Consider the following 23144-nt stretch of genomic DNA (forward strand, 5'->3'; position numbering starts at 1 on the left):
CATTCACTCCTGGAGAGACAAAGTGGCACGAAAACCCCGTGTGGGACTGGCTCTTGGCAGCGGCGCAGCCCGTGGATGGGCACACATCGGCATCATACGGGCGCTGGAGCGGCTCGGCGTCAAACCGGATCTGGTGGCGGGATGCTCCATCGGCAGCTTTGTCGGCGCCGCCTATGCCGCCGGTGAACTGGATAAATTGGAGAGCTGGGTACGCGGCTTCAGCCGCTTGCAGGTGGTCAGCCTGCTCGACCCGGCCCTCTCTGGCGGCCTGTTTCGCGGCGAGAAGGTGTTCGGCATCGCCGCCAACCACCTGGGCGATCCCGCCATCGAGACGCTGCCGCTCCCCTTTGCCTGCGTCGCCACCGAGCTCGATACCGGCCGCGAGATCTGGCTGCAGCAGGGACCGCTGCGCCAGTGCGTACGCGCCTCCTGCGGCATGCCCGGCATCCTGACTCCGACCCGGGTCGAGGATCGCTGGCTGGTGGACGGCGCCGTGGTCAATCCGGTGCCCATCTCGCTGGCCCGCGCCATGGGGGCCGAAGTGGTGATCGCCGTCAACCTCAACGCCGACATGCACCAGCCCTGGACCGACGAGCCGGATGAACCGAGCGGCGGCAACCGCTTCAGCCAGTGGTTCAACCGGGGCGACAGCCCCAACACGCCGGGCATGTGGAGTGTGATGACCGGCTCCATCAACATCATGCAGGAGCGCATCACCCGTGCCCGGATGGCAGGCGACCCGCCCGAGATCCAGCTCTGCCCGCGCCTTGGCAGCTTCTCCATCATGGATTTCCACCGCGCCAGCGACGCCATCAACGAGGGTGAGGCCTGCGTCGAGCGCAACCTCGACCAGCTCAAGGATGAGCTCGGCCGCCTCGGTGTGCTCTAGTACGCTTCACCATCTGCAAGACGGGACATCCCCAATAAAAAGAGCGCCTTGCGGCGCTCTTTCGCTGTGGGAACCGTGGGCCCAGCACGGCTGGCTAGAACAGCCCCAACCCCTTGAGCATCACGATCAGGATCAGCAGCGGCGACACGTAACGGATGATGAAGAACAGCGGCTTGAGGATCGCCAGCTCCAGCTCTCCACCGTTGGTCAGCGCCTCCTTCATTCGCTCGAAGCCCCACACCCAGCCCACGAACAGGCAGAGGAAGATGCCGCCAAGGGGCATCAATACGTTGGAGGAGACGAAATCGAACAGGTCGAAGAAGGTCTTGCCGGCGATATGAACGTCCGCCAGCGAGCTGTTGGAGAGCGCGCAGGTCGACCCCACCGCCCCCAGCACCAGCAGGTTGAGCAGGGTCGCCTTGGGGCGGCTCATGCCAAATCGCTCTGACACCACCGAGACCGGCACTTCCAGAATCGAGAGCATGGCGCCGGTGGCGGCGATGGCGGAGAGCACGAAGAACAGCACCATGAACAGGTGACCGAACGGAATGCTGGCAAAGACCGCCGGAATGGTGATGAACAGCAGGGAGGGACCGGCGGTGGGCTCAAAACCGAAGGCGAACACCGCCGGGAAGATGGCGATGCCGGCCAGCATGGAGACGAACAGGTCGGCGCACATCACCCGGAAGGTGGTCAGCGGGATGTTCTGATCATCCCGAAAGTAGCTGCCATAGGTCATCATGCAACCCATGCCGATGGAGAGCTTGAAGAAGGCGAGCCCCATGGCGGTCAGCACCACCCCGGCCGTTATCTTGGAAAAATCCGGTGAGAACAGAAAATGCAGCCCTTGGCTCGCACCCGGCAGGGTCAGACTGCGGATGCCGATAACAAGCAGCAGGATGAAGAGCACCGGCATCAGCTTCTTGGTGACCGCCTCGATCCCCTTGGAGACCCCCATCAGCAGGATGCCGCCCATCAAGGCCAGCACCAGCCACTGCCAGAGCAGACTCTGCAGCGGGTCGCTGATCAGCGCCCCGAAGGCCGCCCCGGTCACCTTGGGATCGGTCGACAGGATGGAGCCGTCAACGGCCTTGAAGATGTAGGCAAAGACCCAGGCTGCCACCTCGGAATAGAAAGACATGATAAGGAAGGCGGCCAGCACCCCCATGGCCGCGATCAACCACCAGGGCTGCCCCTTGGGGGCCAGCTTGCTGAGGGTGGTGACGGCATCGGACTTGCCTTTGCGCCCCAGCATGATCTCGGAGATCATCACCGGCAGCCCGACCAGCAGCGTCGCGATGACATAGACCAGCAGGAAACCGGCGCCGCCGTTTTCGCCCGTCAAGTAGGGAAACTTCCAGATATTTCCCAGCCCGACGGCTGAGCCCAGGGTGGCGGCAAGGACGCCGAATTTGCTGGTAAAGCCATCTCTGGCCTTGGGAGGGATTTGACTCATGCTTGTCTCACTGTGCGCATCATGCGAGGGATACCGCTAATTTTAGCGGTCAGAATTTTCTGAGGATTAATCCGGCTTGCCAAGGTATTTTCGTGAAAAGCCTTGGTGAGAGCACAATTAGCCAAATTTAATTAATTTCGCTGGTTATTTGATGGATAAAAAAATGCCGCCTCGATGGCGGCATTTTTGTCAAAGCTCAATCAAATCAAGCCTTGGCAATATCGTCCGGGCCGATCTGACCGATTTCGGCGACTTTTTTGTCGGCCAGCAGCCAGAGGGTGAACTTGTGCAGTTCCGGGTGATGAGCCAGTGCCACCAGGAAGGCGCCACCAACTTCACGATAACCCAGTTCGTAGTTCTTCAGGGTGGTCGGGGGAACGCCCAGCAGATCTGCAAACTTGGGACGGCTCAGGCCGACCGCTTCACGGATCTGACGGATCTTCTTGCCAACAGTTACGATATTTGAATTCATGTGTTCCATACTCCGTACGGCGGATTGACTCCACCTTTATTTTTCGCGACGACTCGTAGTCAAGTGTATCAGTTTTGAACGGACTCGTTATGGTCGAGCCTCTATCTTTAATCAGCGTCTTTCGACGACAACCCTTGCAAACATCGGGGATGGTAATCGCTCAACCGCCTCAGGTAAACAGTCTCGAAAAGAAACCTTTATTGTTGCCACAGGAATAACTCGTATAATTCGCCGGCTATCCCTTAAGAGTAAGAACTCATGGCGCTTCCCGGCATAATCTCCTGTTTACACCCAGTCACCTCCCCCGCAGAACTCGCTCGCCAACTGCAGCAAGGCCAGCAGACTCGTGCCGAGGCCTTCTGGTTGCCCGCAGTGCTGCATGATCAGGCGACAGCAGTTTTGGCTGCGCTCGATGACAAGAGCAGCCTGTTTCTTGAGCGGCCCGCAACCGGGCTGCCATTGCGCAGTCACGACGGCATCATGCAGGAAGATGGAACCCTGCTGCTTGGCAATGGCCAGCATCTGGTACTGGCCAAAGAGCTGGGCGATGGCGGCCTGGTCCCCGTCAACGGTCTGGCCGAGATGGCCAACTGGCTCGAAGCAGGCCACCTGCATTTCTGCTGTTCAGCTGCAGTACAGCCTGTGGCGCGAGCCATCCTCAACATCTGGCCGCTCGATCCCTATCTGGCCCGTCATTTTTTGTGCAGTTTTACACCCTTACTGTGCGAAGCAACCGAGGCCGATTACCTGGCCGTGTTCCAGGCGAGGGAATTTCCCGCCATGGCGCAATCTGACTGGGTTCAGGCCTATATGAAACTCGAGAAGAGACTGCACCGAGCCTATTTGGATCACTAATTAATTTGGATAAACAGCCAGTTATCCACACGACACAATTTGCCATATGGATTATGTGTGAGCTTGATCATGTTTTGAAATCGGCATAGAGTGCGCCACGTCATCGGAATGACATCGGCTGTTCGTGAAGGGTTGAAGGCATTGCTTACGCTGCCACCCGCTCGCTTGTGCACCAGGAATGTGTGCCTCCCGGATGGATCCGGGATCCCTGCCAGACTCAACGCTGTTGTTCGGCAGAGCCTGCAGCTTACATAAATTAAAAAGTGCGAAGCACGTGAACAACGTGCCATCTCAACGAGGATTTTTTTATGATGAAAATGGCTCCTTCCCTGATCGCCATCGCCATGGCTGCCATGGGTGCAACTGCAGCTCACGCCGCTGACGACATCTACTTCGGTGCCGGTGCCGGTGCTGCCCACTTCAACGGTCTGAACAAGATCGGTGGTGGCGGTTACGCTGGTACTGAAGACGCTGCTGCTGCCAACGCCTTCGTCGGTTACAACTTCACCGAAAACTTCGGTACCGAGTTCGGCTACCAGTACGCTGGCCGCGGCAACACCGACGGTCTGCGTTACGAGAACCAGGGTGCCACCCTGTCCGGTATCGCTCGTCTGCCGCTGGGCGGCGACTTCTCTGCCTTCGCTGAAGGCGGCGCCTACTGGGCTCACACCGACGGTCTGGGCACCAGCGACACCAAAGTATCCCCGCTGGCCGGCCTGGGCGTGACCTACAAGGTTAACGACGCGCTGGATCTGCAAGCTCGTTACCGCTACATGTGGGACGTAGCTGACCTGCACGCAGGCGATGCCCCGGACGACGTACGCTACAAGTCCAACCAGAGCGTTGCGACCCTGGAAGCCGTATACCACCCGTTCCGCACTTCCTACGTAGCCCCGGCTCCGGCCCCGGTTGTTGAAGAAGCTCCGGCTCCGGCTCCGGCTCCGCAGGTTGTCGAGAAGAACTTCGCCCTGAACTCCGACGTGCTGTTTGCCTTTGGCAAAGACAGCCTGAAGCCGGAAGGCGTTGCTGCCCTGAACGGTCTGTACCAGCAAATCGTTGAATTCCAGCCGAAAGATGGCAACGCTGTTGTCGTTGGTTACACCGACCGCATCGGTTCCGACGCTTACAACCAGAAGCTGTCCGAAGCCCGCGCTCGCACTGTTGCCAACTTCCTGGTCAGCAAAGGCATGGCCGCCAGCAAGGTTGCTGTTGAAGGTCGTGGCGAAGCCAACCCGGTTACCGGCACCAAGTGCAACGGCGTGAAAGCCAAAGCTCAGCTGATCTCCTGCCTGGCTCCGGACCGTCGCGTTGAAGTTCGCGTATCCGGCGTACAAGAAGTTCAGAAGTAATCTGACTCCGTTCAGATGATGCGAAAAGGGGATGCCACGGCATCCCCTTTTGTTTGTCTCCCCGCCGCCAACTGACCAAAAACACAGCAAGGCGCGTCACTTTCTGTCAAATCGTTTCCCTCCGCCAGTTTTCTAGCACCCCGTGCAGAGCCGCGCCAGCGCTGGATATCTGTACAGAAACTTGATCGACGCGAGTCAAAAGAATACAGTAACCCCGCTTGTAAGGCATTGGATGAACTATTAAAAGTGCTTCCGGCCCGGTTAGTTGTCCATGGAGCCAAGGCTTCGTGAGTATCCAGGAACCATCTCTTTTTTCATTCAGGCCAACCGTGGTTCACCATGGCGGTCGCAGCTGAATTGTCACTTGTGACCGGTATAACTGAAGAGTGCGCAGTACGCCCTAGCACGGCAAACTCAACGAGGATAAAACGATGAAAATGAAAATGGCACCCGCCCTGATTGCTCTGGCCATCGCGGCCATGGGGACTTCCACCGCTCAGGCTGCCAACGACTGGTACACAGGTATCGGTGCTGGTTGGGCTTATGGCCACGACCTGAACGACTTTGGCAAAGATGCCGACAAGGATGCCACCGCGCTCTCCCTGTTTGGCGGCTACAACTTCAACGATAACTTCGGCGCCGAGCTGGGTTATCTCTACGCCGGCAAGGGTGGCGTCGATGGCGTTGACTTCAAGACCCAGGGCGCAACCCTGTCCGGTCTGGCTCGTCTGCCGCTCGGCGACATCTTCTCCGTGTTTGCAGAAGGCGGCGCCTACTTCAACCACGTCAACGGCAACGGCAGCAGCGACAACGGTACCGCGCCGCTGGCCGGTCTGGGCGTGACCGCCAAGCTCTCTGACCTGATCGATCTGCAAGCCCGTTACCGCTACATGTGGAACCTGGGTGACGAGCAGAAGACCTGGGAAACCAACATGAGCGTGGCCACCCTGGAACTGGTGATGCACCCGAACCGCTCCACTTACGTGGCACCGGTAGCGGCACCGGCTCCCGAGCCGGTTCCTGAGCCGGTCGTGGTCGACAAGAACTTCGCCCTGAGCTCAGACGTGCTGTTTGCCTTCGGCAAATCCACCCTGAAACCGGAAGGCGTTGCCGCCCTGAACACCCTGTATCAACAGATCGTCGACGTACAGCCGAAAGATGGCAGCGCCGTGGTCGTTGGTTACACCGACCGCATCGGCTCCGACGCCTACAACCTGAAGCTGTCTGAAGCCCGTGCCCGCACCGTGGCCGACTTCCTGGTCGGCAAGGGTCTGCCCGCCGGCAAGGTAGCCATCGAAGGTCGTGGCGAAGCCAACCCGGTCACCGGCACCCAGTGCAACGGCATCAAGGCCAAGGCCCAGCTGATCGCCTGCCTGGCCCCGGATCGCCGCGTAGAAGTGCGCGTCACCGGCGTACAGCAAGTCACCCAGTAAGTCACCTTGGTGACCGAAAAGGAGGCCGTCAGGCCTCCTTTTTTATTGCCTGGTGCTCACCCTGAGTACCTCGGCTGACCCGCAGATCCCGCTCATTGCCATCCTCGCTACCACCTAAGTGGTTAAAAACCCTGCATCGCCTATAAATAGTGGTGGTTGTACACAACAGGGCTTGCGCCCTACTACACCAGACATCGACGAGGATACGCGATGAACATAAGAGTAAAACCTGTTTGGATTGCATTGGCACTGGCAGCCACGGGCGCACAGGCGGCGCCGGACAACGACTGGTACGCCGGGGTGGGAGGTGGCTGGGCCATCGCTCACGATCTGGGTGACTTTGGCAAGGATGCGAGCAAGGATGCCACCGCGCTCTCCCTGTTCGGCGGCTACAACTTCACCGAGAATCTGGGGGCTGAGCTCGGCTACCTGTCGACCGGTGACTGGGACGTGCAGGGCAACGACTTCAGCAGCCAGGGCGCCACCCTGTCGGTGATTGGTCGGCTGCCGCTGGGGGATATCTTCTCGGTGTTCGCCGAGGGCGGCGGTTATGTCTACCACGTCAAGTCCATCAACGGCGGCGACAACAACCTGGCTCCGCTGGCCGGTCTCGGCCTCACCGCCAAGCTGCACGACTGGGTCGACATCCAGGCCCGCTACCGCTACATGGTCCGGGTCGGCGACGATCCCGACAATGACAAGGTGGGCAGCGGCACCCAGCGCTGGGTCAGCGACATCAGCACAGCCACCCTGGAGCTGGTGATCCACCCCAACCGCAGCAAACCGGTTGAGCCGGCTCCCGCCCCCATGGTCGTTCCCCCGCCACCACCCGCTCCCGAGCCGGTGGATCAGACCTTCAACCTGAGTTCGGACGTGCTGTTTGCGTTCGGCAAGGCGGAGCTGAAACCGGAGGGGATGCAGGCGCTGGAGTCGCTCTATCAGCAGATAGCCGACGTCAAGCCCAAGGATGGCAACGCCGTGGTGATGGGCTACACCGACCGTATCGGGTCGGATGCCAACAACCAGGCGCTGTCGGAGGCCCGCGCCAGCACGGTCGCCAACTTCCTGATCGGCAAGGGGCTGCCCGCCGACAAGGTGAGCATCCAGGGCAATGGCGAGAGCAACCCGGTCACCGGCAGCCAGTGTGATGCCATCAAGGCCAGGGCCGCCCTCATCGACTGCCTGGCACCGGATCGCCGGGTAGAAGTCAGGGTCACCGGCACTCAGGGTGCCCCCGAGGCAGCCGCCGCCCCGGCCGAGCAGTAATTCCAGCCACGAAGAGAGCACAGTGCCAGACGTGTGAAGAGGTGCAGATAACAACAGGTGGTGAGCAAGCCCACCCACAACACGATGCACAAAAAAGGGATGCCGAGGCATCCCTTTTGCTTTGCGCCTTCCCGCAGAAATCAGAAGGAGGTACGGCGATAGCGACGATACTCGGGGCGCCAGAAGTTGGCCTCGATGGATTGATCGATCACCTCGTCCGGGGTCTGTACCGCCTTGCCCTGCAGCATGGCGGTCTTGGCCACCATCTTGGCGATGTAGCGGGAGACCTGGTGAATGTCCGCCAGATCCGGCAGCAAGGAGCCCTCCTCCCCCTTCACCAGCGGCGAGCACTCTGCCAGTGCGCGGCTGGCCGACATCAGCATGGCGTCGGTCACCCGGGTGGCACCGGCGGCGATGACGCCAAGGCCGATCCCCGGGAAGATGAAGGAGTTGTTGCACTGGGCGATGACGTAGCGCTTGCCCTTGTACTCCACCGGTGCAAACGGGCTGCCGGTGGCCACCAGCGCCTGACCGTCGGTCCAGCGGATGAGGTCTGCCGGGGTTGCCTCGACCCGGGAGGTGGGGTTGGAGAGCGGGAAGATGATGGGGCGGGCACAGTGCTTGTGCATGGTCTTGACCACCTCTTCGGTGAACAACCCCGGCTGGCCGGAGACCCCGATCAGGATGTCCGGGCGACCGTGCTCCATCACCTCCAGCAGGGAGATGTTGTCCCCCACCGGCCAGTCGGCGATACGCTCCACCGGCTGGGAGAGGCGGCGCTGGAAGTCGAGCTGGTTGGGGATCTTGTCGGTGATGAGGCCAAACCGGTCCACCATGAAGACCCGGCTGCGGGCCTGGGCATCGGTCAGCCCCTCGGCTTTCATCTGCGCCACGATCTGCTCGGCGATGCCGCAACCGGCGCTGCCCGCGCCGAGGAAGGCGACCCGCTTCTCGGAGAGCTTGGCGCCGGAGGCCTTGCAAGCGGCGATGAGGCTGCCGAGGGTCACGGCGGCGGTGCCCTGAATGTCGTCGTTGAAGCAGCAGAGCTCGTTCTTGTAGCGATTGAGCAGCGGCATGGCGTTGTTCTGGGCGAAGTCCTCGAACTGCAGCAGGATGTCGGGCCAGCGGCGTTTGACCGCCTGAATGAAGGCGTCGACGAACTCGGCATACTCTTCACCCGAGATGCGCGGATTGCGCCAGCCCATGTAGAAGGGGTCATTCAGCAACTGCTGGTTGTTGGTGCCCACGTCCAGCACCACCGGCAGGCAGTAAGCCGGTGAGATGCCACCGCAGGCGGTGTAGAGCGACAACTTGCCGATGGGAATGCCCATGCCGCCGATGCCCTGATCGCCGAGGCCCAGGATCCGCTCACCGTCGGTGACCACGATCACCTTGACGTTCTGCTTGGTGGCGTTCTGCAGCATGTCATCGATCCTGTCCTTGTCCGGATAGGAGATGAAGAGGCCGCGGGCGCGGCGATAGATGTTGGAGAACTCCTCGCACGCCTTGCCGACGGTCGGGGTGTAGATGACCGGCAGCATCTCGGTCAGGTGGTTGGTCAGCAGCCGGTAGAACAGCGTCTCGTTGGTGTCCTGGATGTTGCGCAGGTAGATGTGCTTGTCCATGTCGTTGCCGAACGCCATGAACTGACGGTATGCCCGCTCGGCCTGCTCTTCGATGGTCTCGATATTCTGGGGCAGCAGGCCTTCGAGGTTGAAGTTGCTGCGCTCTTCGCTGGTGAAGGCGCTGCCCTTGTTGAGCAGCGGGGTCTCCAGCAGGGCCGGACCGGCATAGGGGATGTAGAGGGGACGTTTCTGGTTATTATCTTCAAACATGGATCGGGTACCTAAACGATGACCTGGACGAAGGAGTCCGCCGATCCTATGGGCTTGCGCCATTAATTTCAAAGAGTTTGCACATCCGTTGCAAAAGGTTTGCGACCCAGGCGACGAAAGGCGCCGGGGGTCAGACCAGTGAGCCGGCGAAAGCGGTTGGCAAAGTTGGCGCCGTCGCTGTAACCGACCCGGCCGGCCAGCTCGCCGAGAGGCCAGTTGGTGTAGAGCAGCAGCTGGCGCGCCTTGTTCATTCTGAGTTCGGTCACCTTCGCCATGGGCCCCATGCCGAACGCCTGCTGGCAGAGCCGATGCAGATGGGGCACCGAGCAGGCCATCTGGTCGGCCAGCAACGCCACGCTCCATGGCTCGTCGAGGCGTGCCTCCACCCGCCGAAACAGCGCCTGCAGCCTGAGCTCCGGGGTGCCGCGCACCTCCCCCTGCAAGGTACGCTCCAGGAGCGCCAGCAGCAGGCTCAGCAGTTGGGGCTGCAGCGGTGAACGCGTGCCCTCCCCCTGCATCAGGCTGAGCAGGTGATAGAGTTGCTCCCCCTCCTCCCCCTGCCAGATACGGTGGCCGAGCCGGTGCAGGTGCTGCCAGCGCGGCACGTCATCCAGCAGGATCCAGCTGGTGCGCCACTGCGCCCCCACCAGCTTGAGACCACCGGGCACTGCCGCCGGCAGGAAGATGAGCGAACCGGCCGGGATGGGCTGCTCGCCACCATCGGTGAGCAGGGCGCCCCCCTCGTCGTGACTCACCATCAGGATGTGAAACTCCGGCCGGTTGCGACGGATCAGGTAGTGGTCGCGGATGCTCGAGAGCCCGGTCAGGAAGATGCCCGCCTCGCCGAGCAGCGGCAGCCCTTCGCGCCCCAGCATCCGCTCCTCGCAGGCCGGGGCGATTTCCAGACACTCGCTGACAAATGGCATAAGACCTCAACAGGATAGTTTTACACAAGAAAGCCGAGAGAGGCTCACAGTGAAGCCGCCCGCCACTGCCCCTATCATACCCATGACAAACCTTGCTTTTTATCTACCCGGTTAACATAAATGAATTATTGGCAAGCGATTTTAAAACAAACCACCGATCGTGAGTTCATGACCCGATTGTGGCGGCTGGCCCTGCCGGTCTCGCTGCAATCCATGATGTTCTCCCTGCTCGGCCTCATCGACATCATGATGGTGAGCCAGCTTGGCACCACGGCTGTGGCGGCGGTCGGCTTGGGTAACCGGGTCTTCTTCTTCAATCTGCTGGTGATAGCGGGACTCTCGGGCGGGGTCTCGGTATTGGCGGCACAATATTACGGTCACGGCGAGATGGCCGGGGTGCGCCGCTCGCTGGCGCTGGCGCTGGTGGGGGCCCTGCTGGTGAGCCTGCCGTTTGCCCTGGTCTACCTGCTCTCACCGGGCAGCGTACTGGGTTTTGCCAGCCAGGAGCCCGCGCTGCGCGAGCTGGCCGACCAGTTTCTGATGATCACCGGCGCCACCATCCTCTGCACCGCCGTGGTGGTGCCGCTGGAATCGGCGCTGCGCTCGGTCGGCAATGCCGCCGCCCCCACCCGCATCGGCATCATCGCCATCATCGCCAACGTCATCCTCAACTACGCCCTCATCTTCGGCCATTTCGGCTTCGAGGCGATGGGGGTGGCCGGCTCGGCCTGGGGCACCACCCTTTCCCGGCTGCTGCAAACGACCCTGCTGCTGCTCTACGTGAGACGCTACGAGGCACGCCTGATCCCGCGAAAAGATGACTGGCTGGCCGCCTTCAAGCGCAAGGAGGTGGTGCGCTTCACCCTGATCGCCCTGCCGCTCCTGTTCCACGACGGGCTCTGGGCCTTCGGCATGCTGCTCTACGGCTTTCTTTACGCCCACCTTGGCACCGACTCGCTGGCCATCATGACCACCCTCGGCACACTGGAGAGCATCCTCATCTCCCTCTTCTTCGGACTGGCAGTGGCCTGCTCCACCCTGCTCGGCCACCGGCTCGGGGCGGAAGAGTACGAGGTTGCCTGGCAGCACTCCCAGCTGTTCCTGCTGCTCGCCCCCATCGGTGCCCTGCTGGTGGGAATCGCGGTCTGGCTGCTGCAGACCCACCTGCTGCAGTGGGTCGGCAACCTGCCGGGCGAGCTGATGACGGAAGCCGGCCAGGTGCTCGCCATCATGTGTCTGGGCATGCTGCTCAAGGTGTTCAACATGGTGGGCATCATAGGGGTGCTGCGCTCGGGCGGGGATGTGAACTACAGCATCTTCATCGACATCGTCGGCATGTGGTGCATCGGCCTGCCGCTCGCCTGGGGTGCGGTCAACCTGCTGGGCTGGCCCCTCTCCTGGGTGGTGGCGGTGGTGTTGCTGGAAGAGCTCAGCAAGGTACTGCTGGTGCAGCGCCGCATTCGCCAGCGCCGCTGGCTCAGAAATCTGGTGCTGGGATAAGGGAAGAGAGCAAAGCGGGAAAATGCGGGGTCATATCAATGACAGAAAATCCCCGTTTGCAGTATGCTGGCCCCCTCTTCAATCAGAGGCAGGGCGCACCGCGTGCACCGATATTATGCCCCTGCCCAGTAGTCGTTTAAGGAGACGAGCATGCAACCACAAAAAGAGCTGATCACCGAGACTGCCCTGCTGGAGATGGCCAACAAGATCATCAAGGAACACGAAGACTTCATCCACGGCATGCGTGCCGATTCGGTGGAGCAGAAGGGGGAGATCCTGGTGTTCAAGGGGGAGTTCTTCCTGGCCGAAGATGGTACTCCGACCGGCAAGACCATGGCGGTGTTCAACATGTTCAAGCTGCTGGCCCAGCAGCTCTCCGGCAAGTACCAGCTGGGCTGAGCCCGCTCAAGCAAGATGCCGCCCTCAGGCGGCATCTGTCTGTATGGCGGCAGGCTGTGCCGGCTTGCCACCCAGCTCCCCCACCACGCAGTTGCGCCCGGCCATCTTGGCCATGTAGAGGCACTCGTCGGCCCGGTTGAGCAGATCCTCCACCCCCTCGCCGCGCAGGGCCAGAGTCAGGCCGATACTCACCGTCACTTCCAGCAATTCGTCGGAGGTGGGGCTCTTCACCAGCCGCGCCTCCACCGCCACCCGCAGCCGCTCGGCCACCCGCTTGGCCTGGGCCAACTCGGCGCAGTTGGGCAGCAGGATGGCAAACTCCTCGCCGCCGTAGCGGCCCAGCACCATGCCGGGCTCCAGCTGCTCCGCCAGGGTCGCCGCCACCTCCTTGAGCACCGCATCCCCCGCCAGATGGCCGAAGGTGTCGTTGATGCGCTTGAAGCGGTCCAGATCCAGCAGCAGCACCGCGAACGGCGCCTGCTTGCGGATCATGCTCATCCTCGCCTTCTCCAGCTGTTTCATCAGCAGGCGGCGGTTCATCATGCCGGTCAGCTCGTCGGTGGTGGACTCCCGGTAGAGCTGCAGCAGCATGTTGAGCTGGCCGCACTGCACCCAGCTGCTGGCCAGGGCGAACAGCCCCAGCAGCCAGATCTGGTTGAGGGTCTGCACGCTCCAGAGCGGCTGCCCCACCAGCAGCCAGTTGCCGGCCAGCATGGTGACCAGAATGCCCCCCGCCAGCTGCAGGCCGAGGGAGAGCGGAATGGGGAAGATGGCGAACAGGCTGATGAGCAGGTAGGGGAAGGCCATGTAGCCCGCCTGCAGTTCCTGATCCGCGCCGAAACTGTGCAGGCAGATGAGGGAGAAAAGCATCATCACCGCCATCAGGTAGCCGAGCGCCAGCTTCATGCGTTCGCGTCTGAAATGGATGAGGTAGGAGAAGGGGATGAGCGGGGAGAGAGCGAGCAGGCAGAAGATCCGGGCCTGAAGCAGTTCATCGAACTGGGCGGAGGGCAAGGTCAGCCAGTCCACCACCGCCCAGGCGGGCAGGCCCACCATCAACAGACAGGTGAGCAGCCGAAGACGCACCGTCATAAAGCCCATGCGGGTCAGGGTAAAATCTTCGGAGTGGGCACGGGCACTCCAGAACTCCGACAGCTTCAGCATCCAGAGCCTCCAAATCGCAACAGAGGGCTCATTCTACGCCGTGCGGCGGCAAAATCCTATGCAACCGGTCCCATTTCCGGGCGAGCGTCGTCACACAAACCGGCGGATCATAAACGCCACGCGCAAACGTTTCAACCCATCAAAAAATAAACCCGTTGCAACCCGAATTAGCGCTGGTCAGCCCGTTCTCAATCACTAAAATAGCGCCCAATTTTCTGCCCCCTCCCCCACACATTCGAGGTATTTATGGAACAGGCTGCCGCCGTACGCGCAACCCGAGAGGCCCATCCACCCAGGCGAGCCCACAGCGAACTGGTCTACGGCATAGAGGATGTCCCGCCCCTGCCCCAGACCCTGTTCGCCGCCCTGCAGCATATGCTCGCCATGTTTGTCGCCATCATCACCCCGCCCCTCATCATCGCCAACGCCCTCGGCCTCCCTGCCGCCGACACCCGCTATATCGTCTCCATGTCGCTGGTCATGTCCGGCATCGCCTCCTTCATCCAGACCCGCCGCTTCGGCCCCCTCGGTTCCGGCCTGCTCTCGGTACAGGGCACCAGCTTCAACTTCCTCGGCCCCATCATCGCCTCCGGCCTCGCCCTCAAGCAGGCGGCCATGCCCACCGAGGATCTGCTGGGCACCCTGTTCGGCACCATGCTGGCGGCCGCCCTGACCATCGTCGTGATGAGCCGCTTCCTGCACCTGGTCAAACGGATCATCACCCCGCTGGTGACCGGCATAGTGGTGCTGCTCATCGGTCTCACCCTCATCAAGGTGGGCCTCATCAGCATGGGGGGCGGCTACGGCGCCCTGTCAGACGGCAGCTTCGCCAGCCACACCAACCTCTTCCTCTCCCTGCTGGTGCTCGGTCTCATCGTGCTGCTGCAGCGCAGCCGCAATCCCTGGCTGCGCCTCTCCGCCATCATGATCGCCATGCTGGTGGGCTATGCGGTGGCGCTGCTGCTGGGCAAGGTCAACGCCCCCACCTTCGACGGCCCGCTGCTGATGGTGCCGATCCCGCTCCACTACGGGCTCGGCTTTGACTGGCAGCTGTTCGTGCCGCTCGCCATCATCTTCGTGGTGACGGCGCTCGAGGCTATCGGCGACATGACCGCCACCTCCGACATCTCTGGCGAGCCGCTGGAAGGGCCGGTCTACATGGAGCGGATCAAGGGCGGCGTGCTGGCCGATGGTGCCAACTCCATGCTGGCGGCGGTCTTCTCCACCTTCCCCATGTCCACCTTCGCCCAGAACAACGGCGTCATCCAGCTGACCGGGGTGGCCAGCCGCCACGTCGGCCTGTTTATCGCCGCCATGCTGGCCCTGCTCGGCCTGTTCCCGGCGGTGGCCAGCCTGGTGCAGCAGATCCCCGAGCCCGTGCTGGGGGGCGCCACCATAGTGATGTTCGGCACCATCGCCGCCGCCGGCGTGCGCATCATCTCCCGCGAGGAGCTCGACCGCCGCGCCCTGATGATCCTGGCAGTGTCGCTGGCCATGGGCCTCGGGGTGGCACAGGTGCCGGAAGTGCTGCAGCACCTGCCGGATCTGGCCAAGAGCGTGCTCTCCTACGGCGTCGCCACCGGCGGCCTCACCGCCATCATCATGAACCTGCTGCTGCCCAAGCGCGCCGCCGCACAGGCCTGACACTCCGCCATCCTTGTACCAAAGCCCCGCCATGCGGGGCTTTACCTTGTTTGCCCCCGCGCGTACTGTGCTGGGCAGCCTCTGCCAAAGGATGCCTTTCATGCCTTATACCCTGCTGCCCCCGCCAGCCGCCCACCAGACACCCGACCAAATCCTGGCCGAGGAGCAGCGCTGGCTGCGAGAATGCGCCCATGACCGCCAGCCCCGTGCCCACCTCTGGCAGGCGCCCCAATGCCTCATCGTCACCCGCAAGGACACCCGTTTGCCCCGCTACCAGGCCGCCTGCGAGCAGCTTGCCGCCGAGGGCTGGCCCGTGCATATGCGCGACAGCGGCGGCACCGCCGTGCCCCACGGCGCCGGCATCCTCAATCTGTCGCTCATGCTGCCTCGCACCACCACGGATCTGGCTCATTACTACCGGCTGCTGGGGGCACCGCTGCTCGCCCTGCTGGGGGAGTACGGTCTCGCGGGCAGCTATGACTTCGTGCCCGGCTCGTTTTGCGATGGCCAGTACAATCTGGTGATCGGGGGTCGCAAGGTGACCGGCACCGCCCAGCGCTGGCTGGCACCGGGTCAGGATCACCAAGGGGCCGTGCTGGCCCAAGCCATGCTGCTGGTGGCCGGCAATGTGGATGAAGGCACCCGGATGGCGAGCCGCTTCTACGAGCTGGCGGGCGGCGAGCTGCGCTTTCTCCCCGCCACCTCCACCACCATCGCGCAAGCCATAGCTTGGCAGGGGAGCGAGGGCGAACTGGTGGAGAGGGTGCGCGCCCGGCTCACCGCGCTGCTGACCCAGGAGTGAGCCCAACGCCCTGCTGCCGGGCACCACAACCTGCCCCTCATCAAAAACGCCCACAAAAAAAGCCACGACCCGGGTCGTGGCTTTTCGTTGGAATGGATGATCGCAGCGTCAGGCCGTCTGCGGCTCGGGCTCGGACTCCGTATCCCGGTCCCGGCTGAAGTAGGCGCGGGTCTCGGCGATCACCACGTGGCGCAGGCCGATGAGACCGATGAGGTTGGGCACCGCCATCAGGCCGTTGACGATGTCGGCTAGCAGCCAGATCAGGTCCAGATGCAGGAAGGCGCCGCTCGCCACCAGCACCAGATAGATGAGGCGGTAGGGTTTGATCGCCTTCACCCCGAACAGGTACTCGGTGCAGCGCTCGCCGTAGTAGTTCCAGCCAAGGATGGTGGTAAAGGCGAAGAACAACAGGCCGATGCTCACCAGATACTGGCCGACATGGGCATCGAGCCCCTGGACAAAGGCCAGACTGGTCATGGCCGCGCCGCTCACATCGCCGCTCCACACCCCGGTCACCACCAGGGTCAGACCGGTCATGGTGCAGATGATGATGGTGTCGATGAAGGTACCGGTCATGGAGACCAGTCCCTGCTCCACGCACGAATCTGTCTTGGCAGCAGCTGCCGCGATGGGGGCAGAACCCAGTCCCGACTCGTTGGAGAAGACCCCGCGCGCCACCCCGGACTGGATCGCCAGCATGATGCCGGCACCGACGAAGCCGCCGGTGGCCGCATGGCCGGTGAAGGCACTCCCGATCACCAGGGCAATCGCCTCCGGCAGGGCGGCGGCATTGTTCACCAGTACACCGAGGCAGGCGACGATGTAGAAGATGGCCATGAAGGGCACCACCTTGCTCGACACGCTGGAGATGGACTGGATGCCCCCCAGGGTCACCAGCGCCACGATCAGGGTCAGCACCACGGCGGTCACTTCACGGGGTACCGAGAAGGAGAGGCTCATGGCGTCACTGATGGCGTTCACCTGCGGGAAGGTGCCGATGCCGAAGAAGGCGACGCCGATGCCGAACAGGGCAAACAGCTTGGCCAGCGGCCTGGAGCCGAGCCCCTTCTCCAGATAGTACATGGGGCCGCCGGCCATCTGGCCGTTGGCATCCTGCTGGCGATATTTCACCGCCAGCAGGCACTCGGCGTACTTGGTAGCCATACCAAACAGGGCTGCCATCCACATCCAGAACAGGGCACCCGGGCCGCCGAGCTTGATGGCGGTGGCCACCCCGACGATATTGCCAGTGCCGATGGTGGCCGAGAGGGCGGTGCAGAGCGCGCCGAAGCTGGAGACATCCCCCTGCTTGCCCTGACCCTGATCGCGGCCAAAGACCAGCCGCAGGGCGAGCGGCAAGCGCACCACCTGAAGCAGACCCAGACGCAGGGTAAGGTAGATACCGGTCCCGACCAGCAGGATCAGCAGGGGTGGACCCCAGATAAAGCTATCGATGGCGGCGAGCGCCGATTGAATTGATGACATGCATCCTCCTTAAGAAACAGAAATTAAGGAGGAGAAGGATGATCTTCCCATAGGTGTCGCGATCCCCAAAGGCGATCGGATGCAGGCAAAGAACGTGTTCACACTCTTGCTGCGAGGCCGTGATCAAGGCTCATGCGCGGCTCGGAAGCCTAATGTATTTACATACACTCCGGTTCCTGCGCTGCTCTTTGCCTTGCTGACGACCTCTCGCTACAGATCGTGAACAGTTCCAAGCTCAGGTACAACCATCCCATCCCCTCTGTCCTTTTGCCTGAGAGTTTCCGGCGCCAGATTGCGATGCAATCACGGTGCCTTGCTCCTTCGGCGCCCGATTCAACGGGTCTCTCCAGAGTATCGTCCAGTAGCAGTCCACACCGGTTGCCCGGTACCTGAAAGATTCACTTCTTCGGTGGATGGTTGCCCATCGCTCTCCTGCTACCTTCATCCGAACTAGTTTGGATTAGGAAGCGGGCATGTTAATCCAAAAAGTGTGAGCTGTCTCCCATTCGGCCACCCCGGCCGCCGTTTTTTTTCGTACCGAACCATCTGTTATTTGTTCGTTAACTATCAATAAGTTATTCCCACTTGCCACAGATGGCCCAGCTTCACTAGCCGATGCGGCCGCCATATCAAGATGATATTTCGTCTCGATCAGAAAAACTTGCCGACATATCCAATCAAAAGGGTTGCACACAAACGCAATAAGCCGATAATTCCGCGCATAACTAAGCACTTTGCAATGGAGTTATGCAATGTGCCTGGTTGGTCCCTCCGGACCGCTCGCCTGAGCCGGCCGTCGCCGGTTCAACCCCATATGGCTTGGGCATATCACGCCCCCTAAGGATGACCAAAAGAGAATGAACGAGACCCTGGTAGCACAAGATTACCGTCAGCTGGTTGAACAGTTCGGCTCCCCCCTGCTGCTGCTCGACAAGGCAGCCGTCCGCAAACAGTATCGGGCCCTGGCGGCCGCCCTGCCCGATGTACGATTGCACTATGCACTCAAGCCCCTGCCCCACGAGGCAGTGGTCTCTGTCTTGAAGGAAGAGGGGGCCTGTTTCGACCTGGCCACCAATGGCGAAGTGGATCTGGTGCGCAGTCAGGGTGTCCGCCCGGGACGCTGCATTCATACCCATCCCATCAAGCGCGACAGCGACATCCGCTATGCGCTGGAGTACGGCTGCACCGTGTTTGTCTACGACAACCCGCTGGAGCTGGAGAAGTTCATCCCCTACAAGGACGAAGTGAAACTGCTGCTGCGGGTCAGCTTCCCCAACCCCGAGACCAAGGTCGATCTCTCCAAGAAGTTCGGCTGCACCCCGGAGCAGGCGCTGCCGCTGCTGCAACTGGCCCACGCCAAGGGCATCAAGGTGATGGGGCTGTCGTTCCACGTCGGCTCCCAGGTGCCCCACGCCCGTCGCCACGTGCAGGCCATCGACGCCTGCCGCGAGATCATGGAGCAGGCCTGGGAGCTCGGTCTCAAGCCCTGGGTACTGGATATCGGCGGTGGCTTCCCGGTGGATTATGAGGGCGGCGAGTTCGACATCGACGGCTTCTGCGCGCCGATCCGTGAGGCGCTGGCCAAGCTGCCGGCCACGGTGCAGAAGATTGCCGAGCCGGGCCGCTTCATCAGCGCGCCGGCCATGACCTCGGTCTCCAGCGTGATGGGCAAGGCCCATCGCGGCGACAAGATCTGGTACTACCTGGATGATGGTCTCTACGGCAGCTACAACGGCCAGCTCTACGATCACGTCACCTACCCGGTGAGCACTCCGCTGGCTCGCGGCGAGCTGCACAACTCGGTGCTCTCCGGCCCCACCTGCGACAGCGTGGACGTGATCCGTGACGGCATCATGCTGCCGGATCTGGCCATCGGCGAGCTGGTGGTGGGCCGGGTGATGGGGGCCTACACCTGGGCCTCGGCCTCCACCTTCAACTTCTTCCCCAAGGCGAGCATCCTGATTCTGGACAGCAGCCAGAAGGGACAGAAGCTGGTGGCAGTCGCCTGACAACAGGCCGAATGCAAAGAGGGGAAGCCATGGCTTCCCCTCTTTCGTTTCATCCAGCTCAAACGGCTAGATGAACTGGCTGGCCAGCAACCAGCCGGTGTAGCCGACGAAGCAGGCGAGCAGCAGGCCCCCCTCCAGCCGGTTGATCCGCCCCTGCCCCTTGCGGCCCAGGCACATCACCAGCAGCAACAGAGTCAGCCCCATCATCACGCTCCAATCGCGAGAGAGCACTTCCGGTGCCACGTCGAGCGGGTGGATCCCCGCCGCGATCCCCACCACCGCCAGGGTGTTGAACAGGTTGGAGCCGAGCACGTTGCCAAGGGCCAGATCGTGCTCGTTCTTGCGAATGGCGATAAGCGAAGAGGCGAGCTCCGGCAGCGAGGTGCCGACGGCGACGATGGTGAGGCCAATCACCAGATCGCTGATGCCGAGCGCCTGGGCGATGGTCACCGCCCCCCATACCAGCAGGCGGGAGGCCGCAATCAGCAGCACCAGCCCCACGATGAGCCAGCCGATGGCCGCCTTGAGAGACATCCCCTCGCTGTCGATGCTCTCCTCGGTTTCCGCATCCAGCGCATCCCCCTTGCCGCGCATGCCGGCCCGGATCGACCAGCCCATCAGGCCGACGAACACCACGCCGAGGATGACGGCGTCCGTACGGTCCAGATGACCATCCAGCAGCAGGGCGCCGGAGAGCAGGGTGATGCCGAGCAGGATGGGGATCTCCTTGCGCACCACCTGAGAGGCCACCGCGATGGGGCTGATCAGGGCGGTCAACCCCAGGATCAGGGCGATATTGGTGATGTTGGAGCCATAGGCGTTGCCGAGCGCAAGGCCGGGGTTGCCCTGGGAGGCCGCCAGCGCGGAGACCACCATCTCGGGGGCCGAGGTGCCAAAGCCGATGATCACCATGCCGATCAGCAGCGGCGGCATGCCGGCATAACGGGCGGTGGCGGCGGCGCCATCGACAAACTTGTCCGCACTCCAGACCAGCAGCGCCAGTCCGGCAATCAGGGCAACAAAAGCCAGGGTCATAACATCTCCATTCCATCGCCAGCAAACGCAAGAGCCAGGCGATGGCCCGGCTCTTTGCAGAAGTGGGCCCAGTGTAGCGGGCCGACTTTCCATTTCAAGGAAAAATCAAACGACGATTGATATTTTACAGCGCCGCCAGCAGGCTCTGGGCATCCGACACCTCGAACTTGCCGGGGGCCTCCACGAACAGCTGCTCGACCACGCCATCGTTGGCGATGAGGGCAAAGCGCTGGGCGCGCACGCCACCAAAGGCCCCGGTCTCCTTGGCCAGACCCAGTGCCCGGGTCCAGCTGCCGTCGCCGTCGGCCAGCATGGTGATAGCCTCGGCGTTCTGGGCATCCTGCCACGCCTTCATCACGAAGGCGTCGTTGACCGACAAACAGCAGATGGCATCGACGCCTTTGGCCATCAACTGGTCGGCCAGCACCACATAACCCGGCAGGTGGGCGTTGGAACAGGTGGGGGTAAAGGCGCCGGGCACCGCAAACAGCACCACCCGCTTGCCGCCAAACAGGCTTTGGCTATCCCGCTGCTGCTTGCCCTCGGCGGTGATGAAGGTGAATTCGCCCGCAGGCAGGGCTTGGCCAATCGCTATCATGATCTCTCGTCCTCAACTGGATGGCAGGGGCTCCAGTCTACCCCACTCCCGCCATGTGACACAGACCCCGATCCCGTTCGCCTTTTGGGCTAACCTTGAGCAGGATCAGCCGACCAAGGAGGCCTCATGCAGCACTATTACGATGGACTGGAAATTCGCCCCTCCACCTTGCGAGAGCAGCAACAACTGGATCAACTCAATCACCTGCTTACCCATGTCGGCCAGTATTGCGCCGGTTATTCCAGTGCCTACCGCCAGCGTCGCCTGCAGGATCTGGGCGAGCTGACCACACTGCCCCTGCTCAACGCCAGCGAACTGTTCGCCGCCCAGCAGGCTCACCCGCCCTTTGCCGGCCTCACCGGCCGCCCCGCCAGCCAGGCGCTGCGGGTCTTCGCCTGTCCGGGCCAGCTGGCCATTCCCGAGTACGCCGGCGCCGACTGGTGGGGGGCGGCGCGCGCCCTGTTCGCCGCCGGTTTCAAGGCCGGGGAGGTATTGCTCAACGGCCACGACTACCACATCAGCCCCACCGCCTTCATCTTCGACAACGGCGCCCGCCAGCTGGGTGCACCCGTGGTGCCCTGCGGCCCCCACGATACCGGGCGCCAGCTGGAGGCACTGCAGCGCTATGAGCCGACCGGGTTCGTCGGGCCGCTGGCGGTGCTGCTGGATCTGCTGGAGGCGGCAGAGCGGGCCGACGTGCCGAGCGACAGCCTGCGCTGCGCCCTGCTGTGCGAATCCTCCCACCCCGATACCCGGCCGTTGCAGGCGGTGCACGGCATCCGGGCGCTCAACTGCCTGTTGCTGCAGGATGCGGGGGTGATCGCCTATGAGAGCCAGCCCGGCCAAGGCTTCATCGTCAACGAAAGCTGCCTCATCGAGATCATCGATCTGGCCAGCGGCGAGCCGGTCATCGGCGATGGCGTCGGTCAGCTGGTGGTGACCCGGCTCGATCTGGAATACCCGCTGCTGCGTCTGGTCACCGAGTGGCAAGGCCACTGGCTCGCCGGCGCCAGTCCGTGCGGGCGCACCAACCGCCGGCTCAGGCTGGTCTAACATCACCACCCTGCAAACAAAACGGGCAGCCAGTGGCTGCCCGTTTTACATGCTGGGTACGCGTCAGCGCCGCGCCTGCCAGGTGGCGATGGCGAGCAGGGAGTCGGGGGTAAATTCGGCGGCCCGCGCGGCGATCTCCGCCTGGCTCATCCAGCACACCTCGCTCACCTCTTCGGCCTGCAGTCGCAACGGCCCCTGATAGCGGCAACTGAAGAGACCGCCCCACACCCGATACCCCTCCCCTTCGGCATAGAAGTCACCGAATGCCTGCAGCGGCACATCGCGGATCCCCAGCTCCTCGGCCAGCTCGCGGCGGGCGGAGGGCTCCATCTGCTCGCCCGTGGTGACCACGCCACCGGCGCAGGCATCCAGCATGCCGGGGCAGAAATCCTTGCTGAGGGTGCGGCGCTGCACCAGGATGCGGTCAGCCTCGTCGAGCACCAGGATATAGCTGGCGCGGTGGCAGAGGTTCTCCCGCCGTACCTTGGCACGCTCGGCAACCCCGACCACCTGATTGTTTCCATCCACCACATCCACCCATTCCACACGCAGACCCTTCTTGTTCATGGCGTTAAACTGCCCGCAGTATATCGGGGCAACGGCTTGTCATGGCAGCCTTTTTTCACTCCCGCCCCACATGGACGGCCAGTGCGGGCAGAGAACAAACTGGATTCATACAAACCTCCACAAACTGTCACATCCGTGTCACCTGGCAACGCCATAGTGTGCCCTGTCCACGCAACAGGTGTTTTGTGATGAAGGTGTTCAAGAACTTGTCTCCCCGCCAGATTGCCCGCTACATCAAGAGCTTCCATCACGGCAGCTTCATGGTGGAGGCCCACGGGCGGTTCGAGTTCAGCGGCGGCGAGATCAATCTGGAGAGCCTGACCTGCCGTCAGACCCTGAGTCTGGCCCGGCAGATCAATCTGGAGGTTCGCGGCCTGCGTCATACCACCCTGCTGTTGGGGTAACTT

21 protein-coding genes and 1 riboswitch are annotated in these 23144 nt (G+C 62.4%); of the genes, 12 read left to right on the forward strand and 9 right to left on the reverse strand.

Features of this window, described 5'->3' with window-relative positions; all coding sequences use genetic code 11:
- The first annotated feature begins 22 nt into the window (after positions 1-22).
- Positions 23-889 (forward strand): patatin-like phospholipase family protein, encoded by an 867-nt coding sequence (locus tag OKB87_RS10540; protein ID WP_011705198.1) that lies wholly within the window; start codon positions 23-25, stop codon positions 887-889.
- 94 nt (positions 890-983) lie between these two features.
- On the opposite strand, the gene OKB87_RS10545 is transcribed toward OKB87_RS10540, so the two are convergent.
- Together OKB87_RS10545 and OKB87_RS10550 are read right to left on the reverse strand one after the other, a co-directional pair.
- The gene (locus tag OKB87_RS10545) at positions 984-2345 is read right to left on the reverse strand and encodes a sodium-dependent transporter (protein ID WP_039215335.1); all 1362 of its coding nucleotides are present in this window, start codon (positions 2343-2345) and stop codon (positions 984-986) included.
- 205 nt (positions 2346-2550) lie between these two features.
- On the reverse strand, positions 2551-2817 hold the full coding sequence (locus tag OKB87_RS10550; RefSeq protein WP_005298604.1) for a helix-turn-helix domain-containing protein: 267 nt from the start codon (positions 2815-2817) through the stop codon (positions 2551-2553).
- Positions 2818-3075: 258 nt separating this feature from the next.
- On the opposite strand from OKB87_RS10550, the gene OKB87_RS10555 reads away from it, so the two are divergent.
- The 4 genes from OKB87_RS10555 (at position 3076) to OKB87_RS10570 (ending at position 7720) form a co-directional block, all read left to right on the forward strand.
- Entirely contained in the window at positions 3076-3672 is a 597-nt protein-coding gene (locus tag OKB87_RS10555) for a hypothetical protein (RefSeq protein ID WP_270827379.1), read from the forward strand.
- A gap of 308 nt (positions 3673-3980) precedes the next feature.
- A complete protein-coding gene (locus tag OKB87_RS10560) occupies positions 3981-5021 on the forward strand; it encodes an OmpA family protein (protein ID WP_065476379.1) in 1041 nt (346 codons plus the stop codon).
- Positions 5022-5452: 431 nt separating this feature from the next.
- Positions 5453-6454, forward strand: coding sequence for a porin OmpA (ompA, locus tag OKB87_RS10565; protein WP_016349943.1), 1002 nt, complete (start codon positions 5453-5455; stop codon positions 6452-6454).
- Between the two features lie 210 nt (positions 6455-6664).
- The gene (locus OKB87_RS10570; RefSeq protein ID WP_011705192.1) at positions 6665-7720 is read left to right on the forward strand and encodes an OmpA family protein; all 1056 of its coding nucleotides are present in this window, start codon (positions 6665-6667) and stop codon (positions 7718-7720) included.
- Between the two features lie 140 nt (positions 7721-7860).
- On the opposite strand, the gene OKB87_RS10575 is transcribed toward OKB87_RS10570, so the two are convergent.
- The gene (locus OKB87_RS10575; protein WP_011705191.1) at positions 7861-9555 is read right to left on the reverse strand and encodes an NAD-dependent malic enzyme; all 1695 of its coding nucleotides are present in this window, start codon (positions 9553-9555) and stop codon (positions 7861-7863) included.
- A 68-nt stretch (positions 9556-9623) separates the two neighbouring features.
- Positions 9624-10481 carry a helix-turn-helix transcriptional regulator gene (locus OKB87_RS10580; protein ID WP_024944726.1) on the reverse strand — a complete coding sequence of 286 codons (858 nt, stop codon included), beginning with the start codon at positions 10479-10481 and terminating at the stop codon, positions 9624-9626.
- Positions 10482-10601: 120 nt separating this feature from the next.
- Here OKB87_RS10580 and OKB87_RS10585 point away from each other — a divergent pair, with 120 nt between their 5' ends.
- The gene (locus tag OKB87_RS10585) at positions 10602-11981 is read left to right on the forward strand and encodes an MATE family efflux transporter (protein ID WP_270827384.1); all 1380 of its coding nucleotides are present in this window, start codon (positions 10602-10604) and stop codon (positions 11979-11981) included.
- Positions 11982-12131: 150 nt separating this feature from the next.
- A complete protein-coding gene (locus OKB87_RS10590) occupies positions 12132-12380 on the forward strand; it encodes a YciN family protein (RefSeq protein ID WP_005298586.1) in 249 nt (82 codons plus the stop codon).
- Between the two features lie 24 nt (positions 12381-12404).
- On the opposite strand, the gene OKB87_RS10595 is transcribed toward OKB87_RS10590, so the two are convergent.
- Complete coding sequence (locus OKB87_RS10595) at positions 12405-13544, reverse strand: GGDEF domain-containing protein (protein WP_236766010.1); 1140 nt, start codon at positions 13542-13544, stop codon at positions 12405-12407.
- Positions 13545-13790: 246 nt separating this feature from the next.
- Between OKB87_RS10595 and OKB87_RS10600 the strand changes: the two genes are divergently transcribed.
- Positions 13791-15188, forward strand: a complete 1398-nt coding sequence (locus OKB87_RS10600) for a nucleobase:cation symporter-2 family protein (RefSeq protein ID WP_041218248.1) — start codon at positions 13791-13793, stop codon at positions 15186-15188.
- Positions 15189-15288: 100 nt separating this feature from the next.
- Complete coding sequence (locus OKB87_RS10605) at positions 15289-15990, forward strand: lipoyl protein ligase domain-containing protein (RefSeq protein WP_270827387.1); 702 nt, start codon at positions 15289-15291, stop codon at positions 15988-15990.
- A gap of 108 nt (positions 15991-16098) precedes the next feature.
- Here OKB87_RS10605 and OKB87_RS10610 read toward each other — a convergent pair whose 3' ends face one another.
- Complete coding sequence (locus OKB87_RS10610; protein ID WP_270827388.1) at positions 16099-17475, reverse strand: alanine/glycine:cation symporter family protein; 1377 nt, start codon at positions 17473-17475, stop codon at positions 16099-16101.
- Positions 17476-17724: 249 nt separating this feature from the next.
- Positions 17725-17835, reverse strand: a riboswitch (glycine riboswitch).
- Positions 17836-18332: 497 nt separating this feature from the next.
- On the opposite strand from OKB87_RS10610, the gene OKB87_RS10615 reads away from it, so the two are divergent.
- Positions 18333-19484 carry a type III PLP-dependent enzyme gene (locus tag OKB87_RS10615; RefSeq protein WP_011705184.1) on the forward strand — a complete coding sequence of 384 codons (1152 nt, stop codon included), beginning with the start codon at positions 18333-18335 and terminating at the stop codon, positions 19482-19484.
- A 66-nt stretch (positions 19485-19550) separates the two neighbouring features.
- On the opposite strand, the gene OKB87_RS10620 is transcribed toward OKB87_RS10615, so the two are convergent.
- Entirely contained in the window at positions 19551-20519 is a 969-nt protein-coding gene (locus tag OKB87_RS10620; RefSeq protein WP_039216106.1) for a calcium/sodium antiporter, read from the reverse strand.
- 124 nt (positions 20520-20643) lie between these two features.
- Positions 20644-21117, reverse strand: coding sequence for a peroxiredoxin (locus OKB87_RS10625; protein ID WP_024944732.1), 474 nt, complete (start codon positions 21115-21117; stop codon positions 20644-20646).
- A gap of 126 nt (positions 21118-21243) precedes the next feature.
- Here OKB87_RS10625 and OKB87_RS10630 point away from each other — a divergent pair, with 126 nt between their 5' ends.
- Entirely contained in the window at positions 21244-22170 is a 927-nt protein-coding gene (locus OKB87_RS10630; protein ID WP_270827389.1) for a phenylacetate--CoA ligase family protein, read from the forward strand.
- Between the two features lie 63 nt (positions 22171-22233).
- Here OKB87_RS10630 and yfcD read toward each other — a convergent pair whose 3' ends face one another.
- The gene (gene yfcD, locus OKB87_RS10635) at positions 22234-22737 is read right to left on the reverse strand and encodes an NUDIX hydrolase YfcD (protein ID WP_041218243.1); all 504 of its coding nucleotides are present in this window, start codon (positions 22735-22737) and stop codon (positions 22234-22236) included.
- A gap of 188 nt (positions 22738-22925) precedes the next feature.
- Here yfcD and OKB87_RS10640 point away from each other — a divergent pair, with 188 nt between their 5' ends.
- Positions 22926-23141 carry a DUF1107 domain-containing protein gene (locus tag OKB87_RS10640; RefSeq protein ID WP_016349931.1) on the forward strand — a complete coding sequence of 72 codons (216 nt, stop codon included), beginning with the start codon at positions 22926-22928 and terminating at the stop codon, positions 23139-23141.
- Positions 23142-23144 lie beyond the last annotated feature (3 nt).

The sequence above is a fragment of the Aeromonas sp. Y318-1 genome, assembly GCF_027706125.1.
GTDB lineage: Bacteria > Pseudomonadota > Gammaproteobacteria > Enterobacterales > Aeromonadaceae > Aeromonas > Aeromonas hydrophila.

Excerpts from the sequence above, each read along its gene's own strand:
- OKB87_RS10550 (WP_005298604.1), bottom strand. The coding sequence starts at position 2,817 with ATGAATTCAAATATCGTAACTGTTGGCAAGAAGATCCGTCAGATCCGT.
- OKB87_RS10555 (WP_270827379.1), top strand. The coding sequence starts at position 3,076 with ATGGCGCTTCCCGGCATAATCTCCTGTTTACACCCAGTCACCTCCCCC.
- OKB87_RS10570 (WP_011705192.1), top strand. The coding sequence starts at position 6,665 with ATGAACATAAGAGTAAAACCTGTTTGGATTGCATTGGCACTGGCAGCC.
- OKB87_RS10575 (WP_011705191.1), bottom strand. The coding sequence starts at position 9,555 with ATGTTTGAAGATAATAACCAGAAACGTCCCCTCTACATCCCCTATGCC.
- OKB87_RS10600 (WP_041218248.1), top strand. The coding sequence starts at position 13,791 with ATGGAACAGGCTGCCGCCGTACGCGCAACCCGAGAGGCCCATCCACCC.
- OKB87_RS10615 (WP_011705184.1), top strand. The coding sequence starts at position 18,333 with ATGAACGAGACCCTGGTAGCACAAGATTACCGTCAGCTGGTTGAACAG.
- OKB87_RS10640 (WP_016349931.1), top strand. The coding sequence starts at position 22,926 with ATGAAGGTGTTCAAGAACTTGTCTCCCCGCCAGATTGCCCGCTACATC.
- OKB87_RS10630 (WP_270827389.1), top strand. The coding sequence starts at position 21,244 with ATGCAGCACTATTACGATGGACTGGAAATTCGCCCCTCCACCTTGCGA.
- OKB87_RS10595 (WP_236766010.1), bottom strand. The coding sequence starts at position 13,544 with ATGCTGAAGCTGTCGGAGTTCTGGAGTGCCCGTGCCCACTCCGAAGAT.
- ompA (WP_016349943.1), top strand. The coding sequence starts at position 5,453 with ATGAAAATGAAAATGGCACCCGCCCTGATTGCTCTGGCCATCGCGGCC.
- OKB87_RS10620 (WP_039216106.1), bottom strand. The coding sequence starts at position 20,519 with ATGACCCTGGCTTTTGTTGCCCTGATTGCCGGACTGGCGCTGCTGGTC.
- OKB87_RS10605 (WP_270827387.1), top strand. The coding sequence starts at position 15,289 with ATGCCTTATACCCTGCTGCCCCCGCCAGCCGCCCACCAGACACCCGAC.
- OKB87_RS10545 (WP_039215335.1), bottom strand. The coding sequence starts at position 2,345 with ATGAGTCAAATCCCTCCCAAGGCCAGAGATGGCTTTACCAGCAAATTC.
- OKB87_RS10580 (WP_024944726.1), bottom strand. The coding sequence starts at position 10,481 with ATGCCATTTGTCAGCGAGTGTCTGGAAATCGCCCCGGCCTGCGAGGAG.
- OKB87_RS10590 (WP_005298586.1), top strand. The coding sequence starts at position 12,132 with ATGCAACCACAAAAAGAGCTGATCACCGAGACTGCCCTGCTGGAGATG.
- yfcD (WP_041218243.1), bottom strand. The coding sequence starts at position 22,737 with ATGAACAAGAAGGGTCTGCGTGTGGAATGGGTGGATGTGGTGGATGGA.
- OKB87_RS10625 (WP_024944732.1), bottom strand. The coding sequence starts at position 21,117 with ATGATAGCGATTGGCCAAGCCCTGCCTGCGGGCGAATTCACCTTCATC.
- OKB87_RS10610 (WP_270827388.1), bottom strand. The coding sequence starts at position 17,475 with ATGTCATCAATTCAATCGGCGCTCGCCGCCATCGATAGCTTTATCTGG.
- OKB87_RS10560 (WP_065476379.1), top strand. The coding sequence starts at position 3,981 with ATGATGAAAATGGCTCCTTCCCTGATCGCCATCGCCATGGCTGCCATG.
- OKB87_RS10585 (WP_270827384.1), top strand. The coding sequence starts at position 10,602 with ATGAATTATTGGCAAGCGATTTTAAAACAAACCACCGATCGTGAGTTC.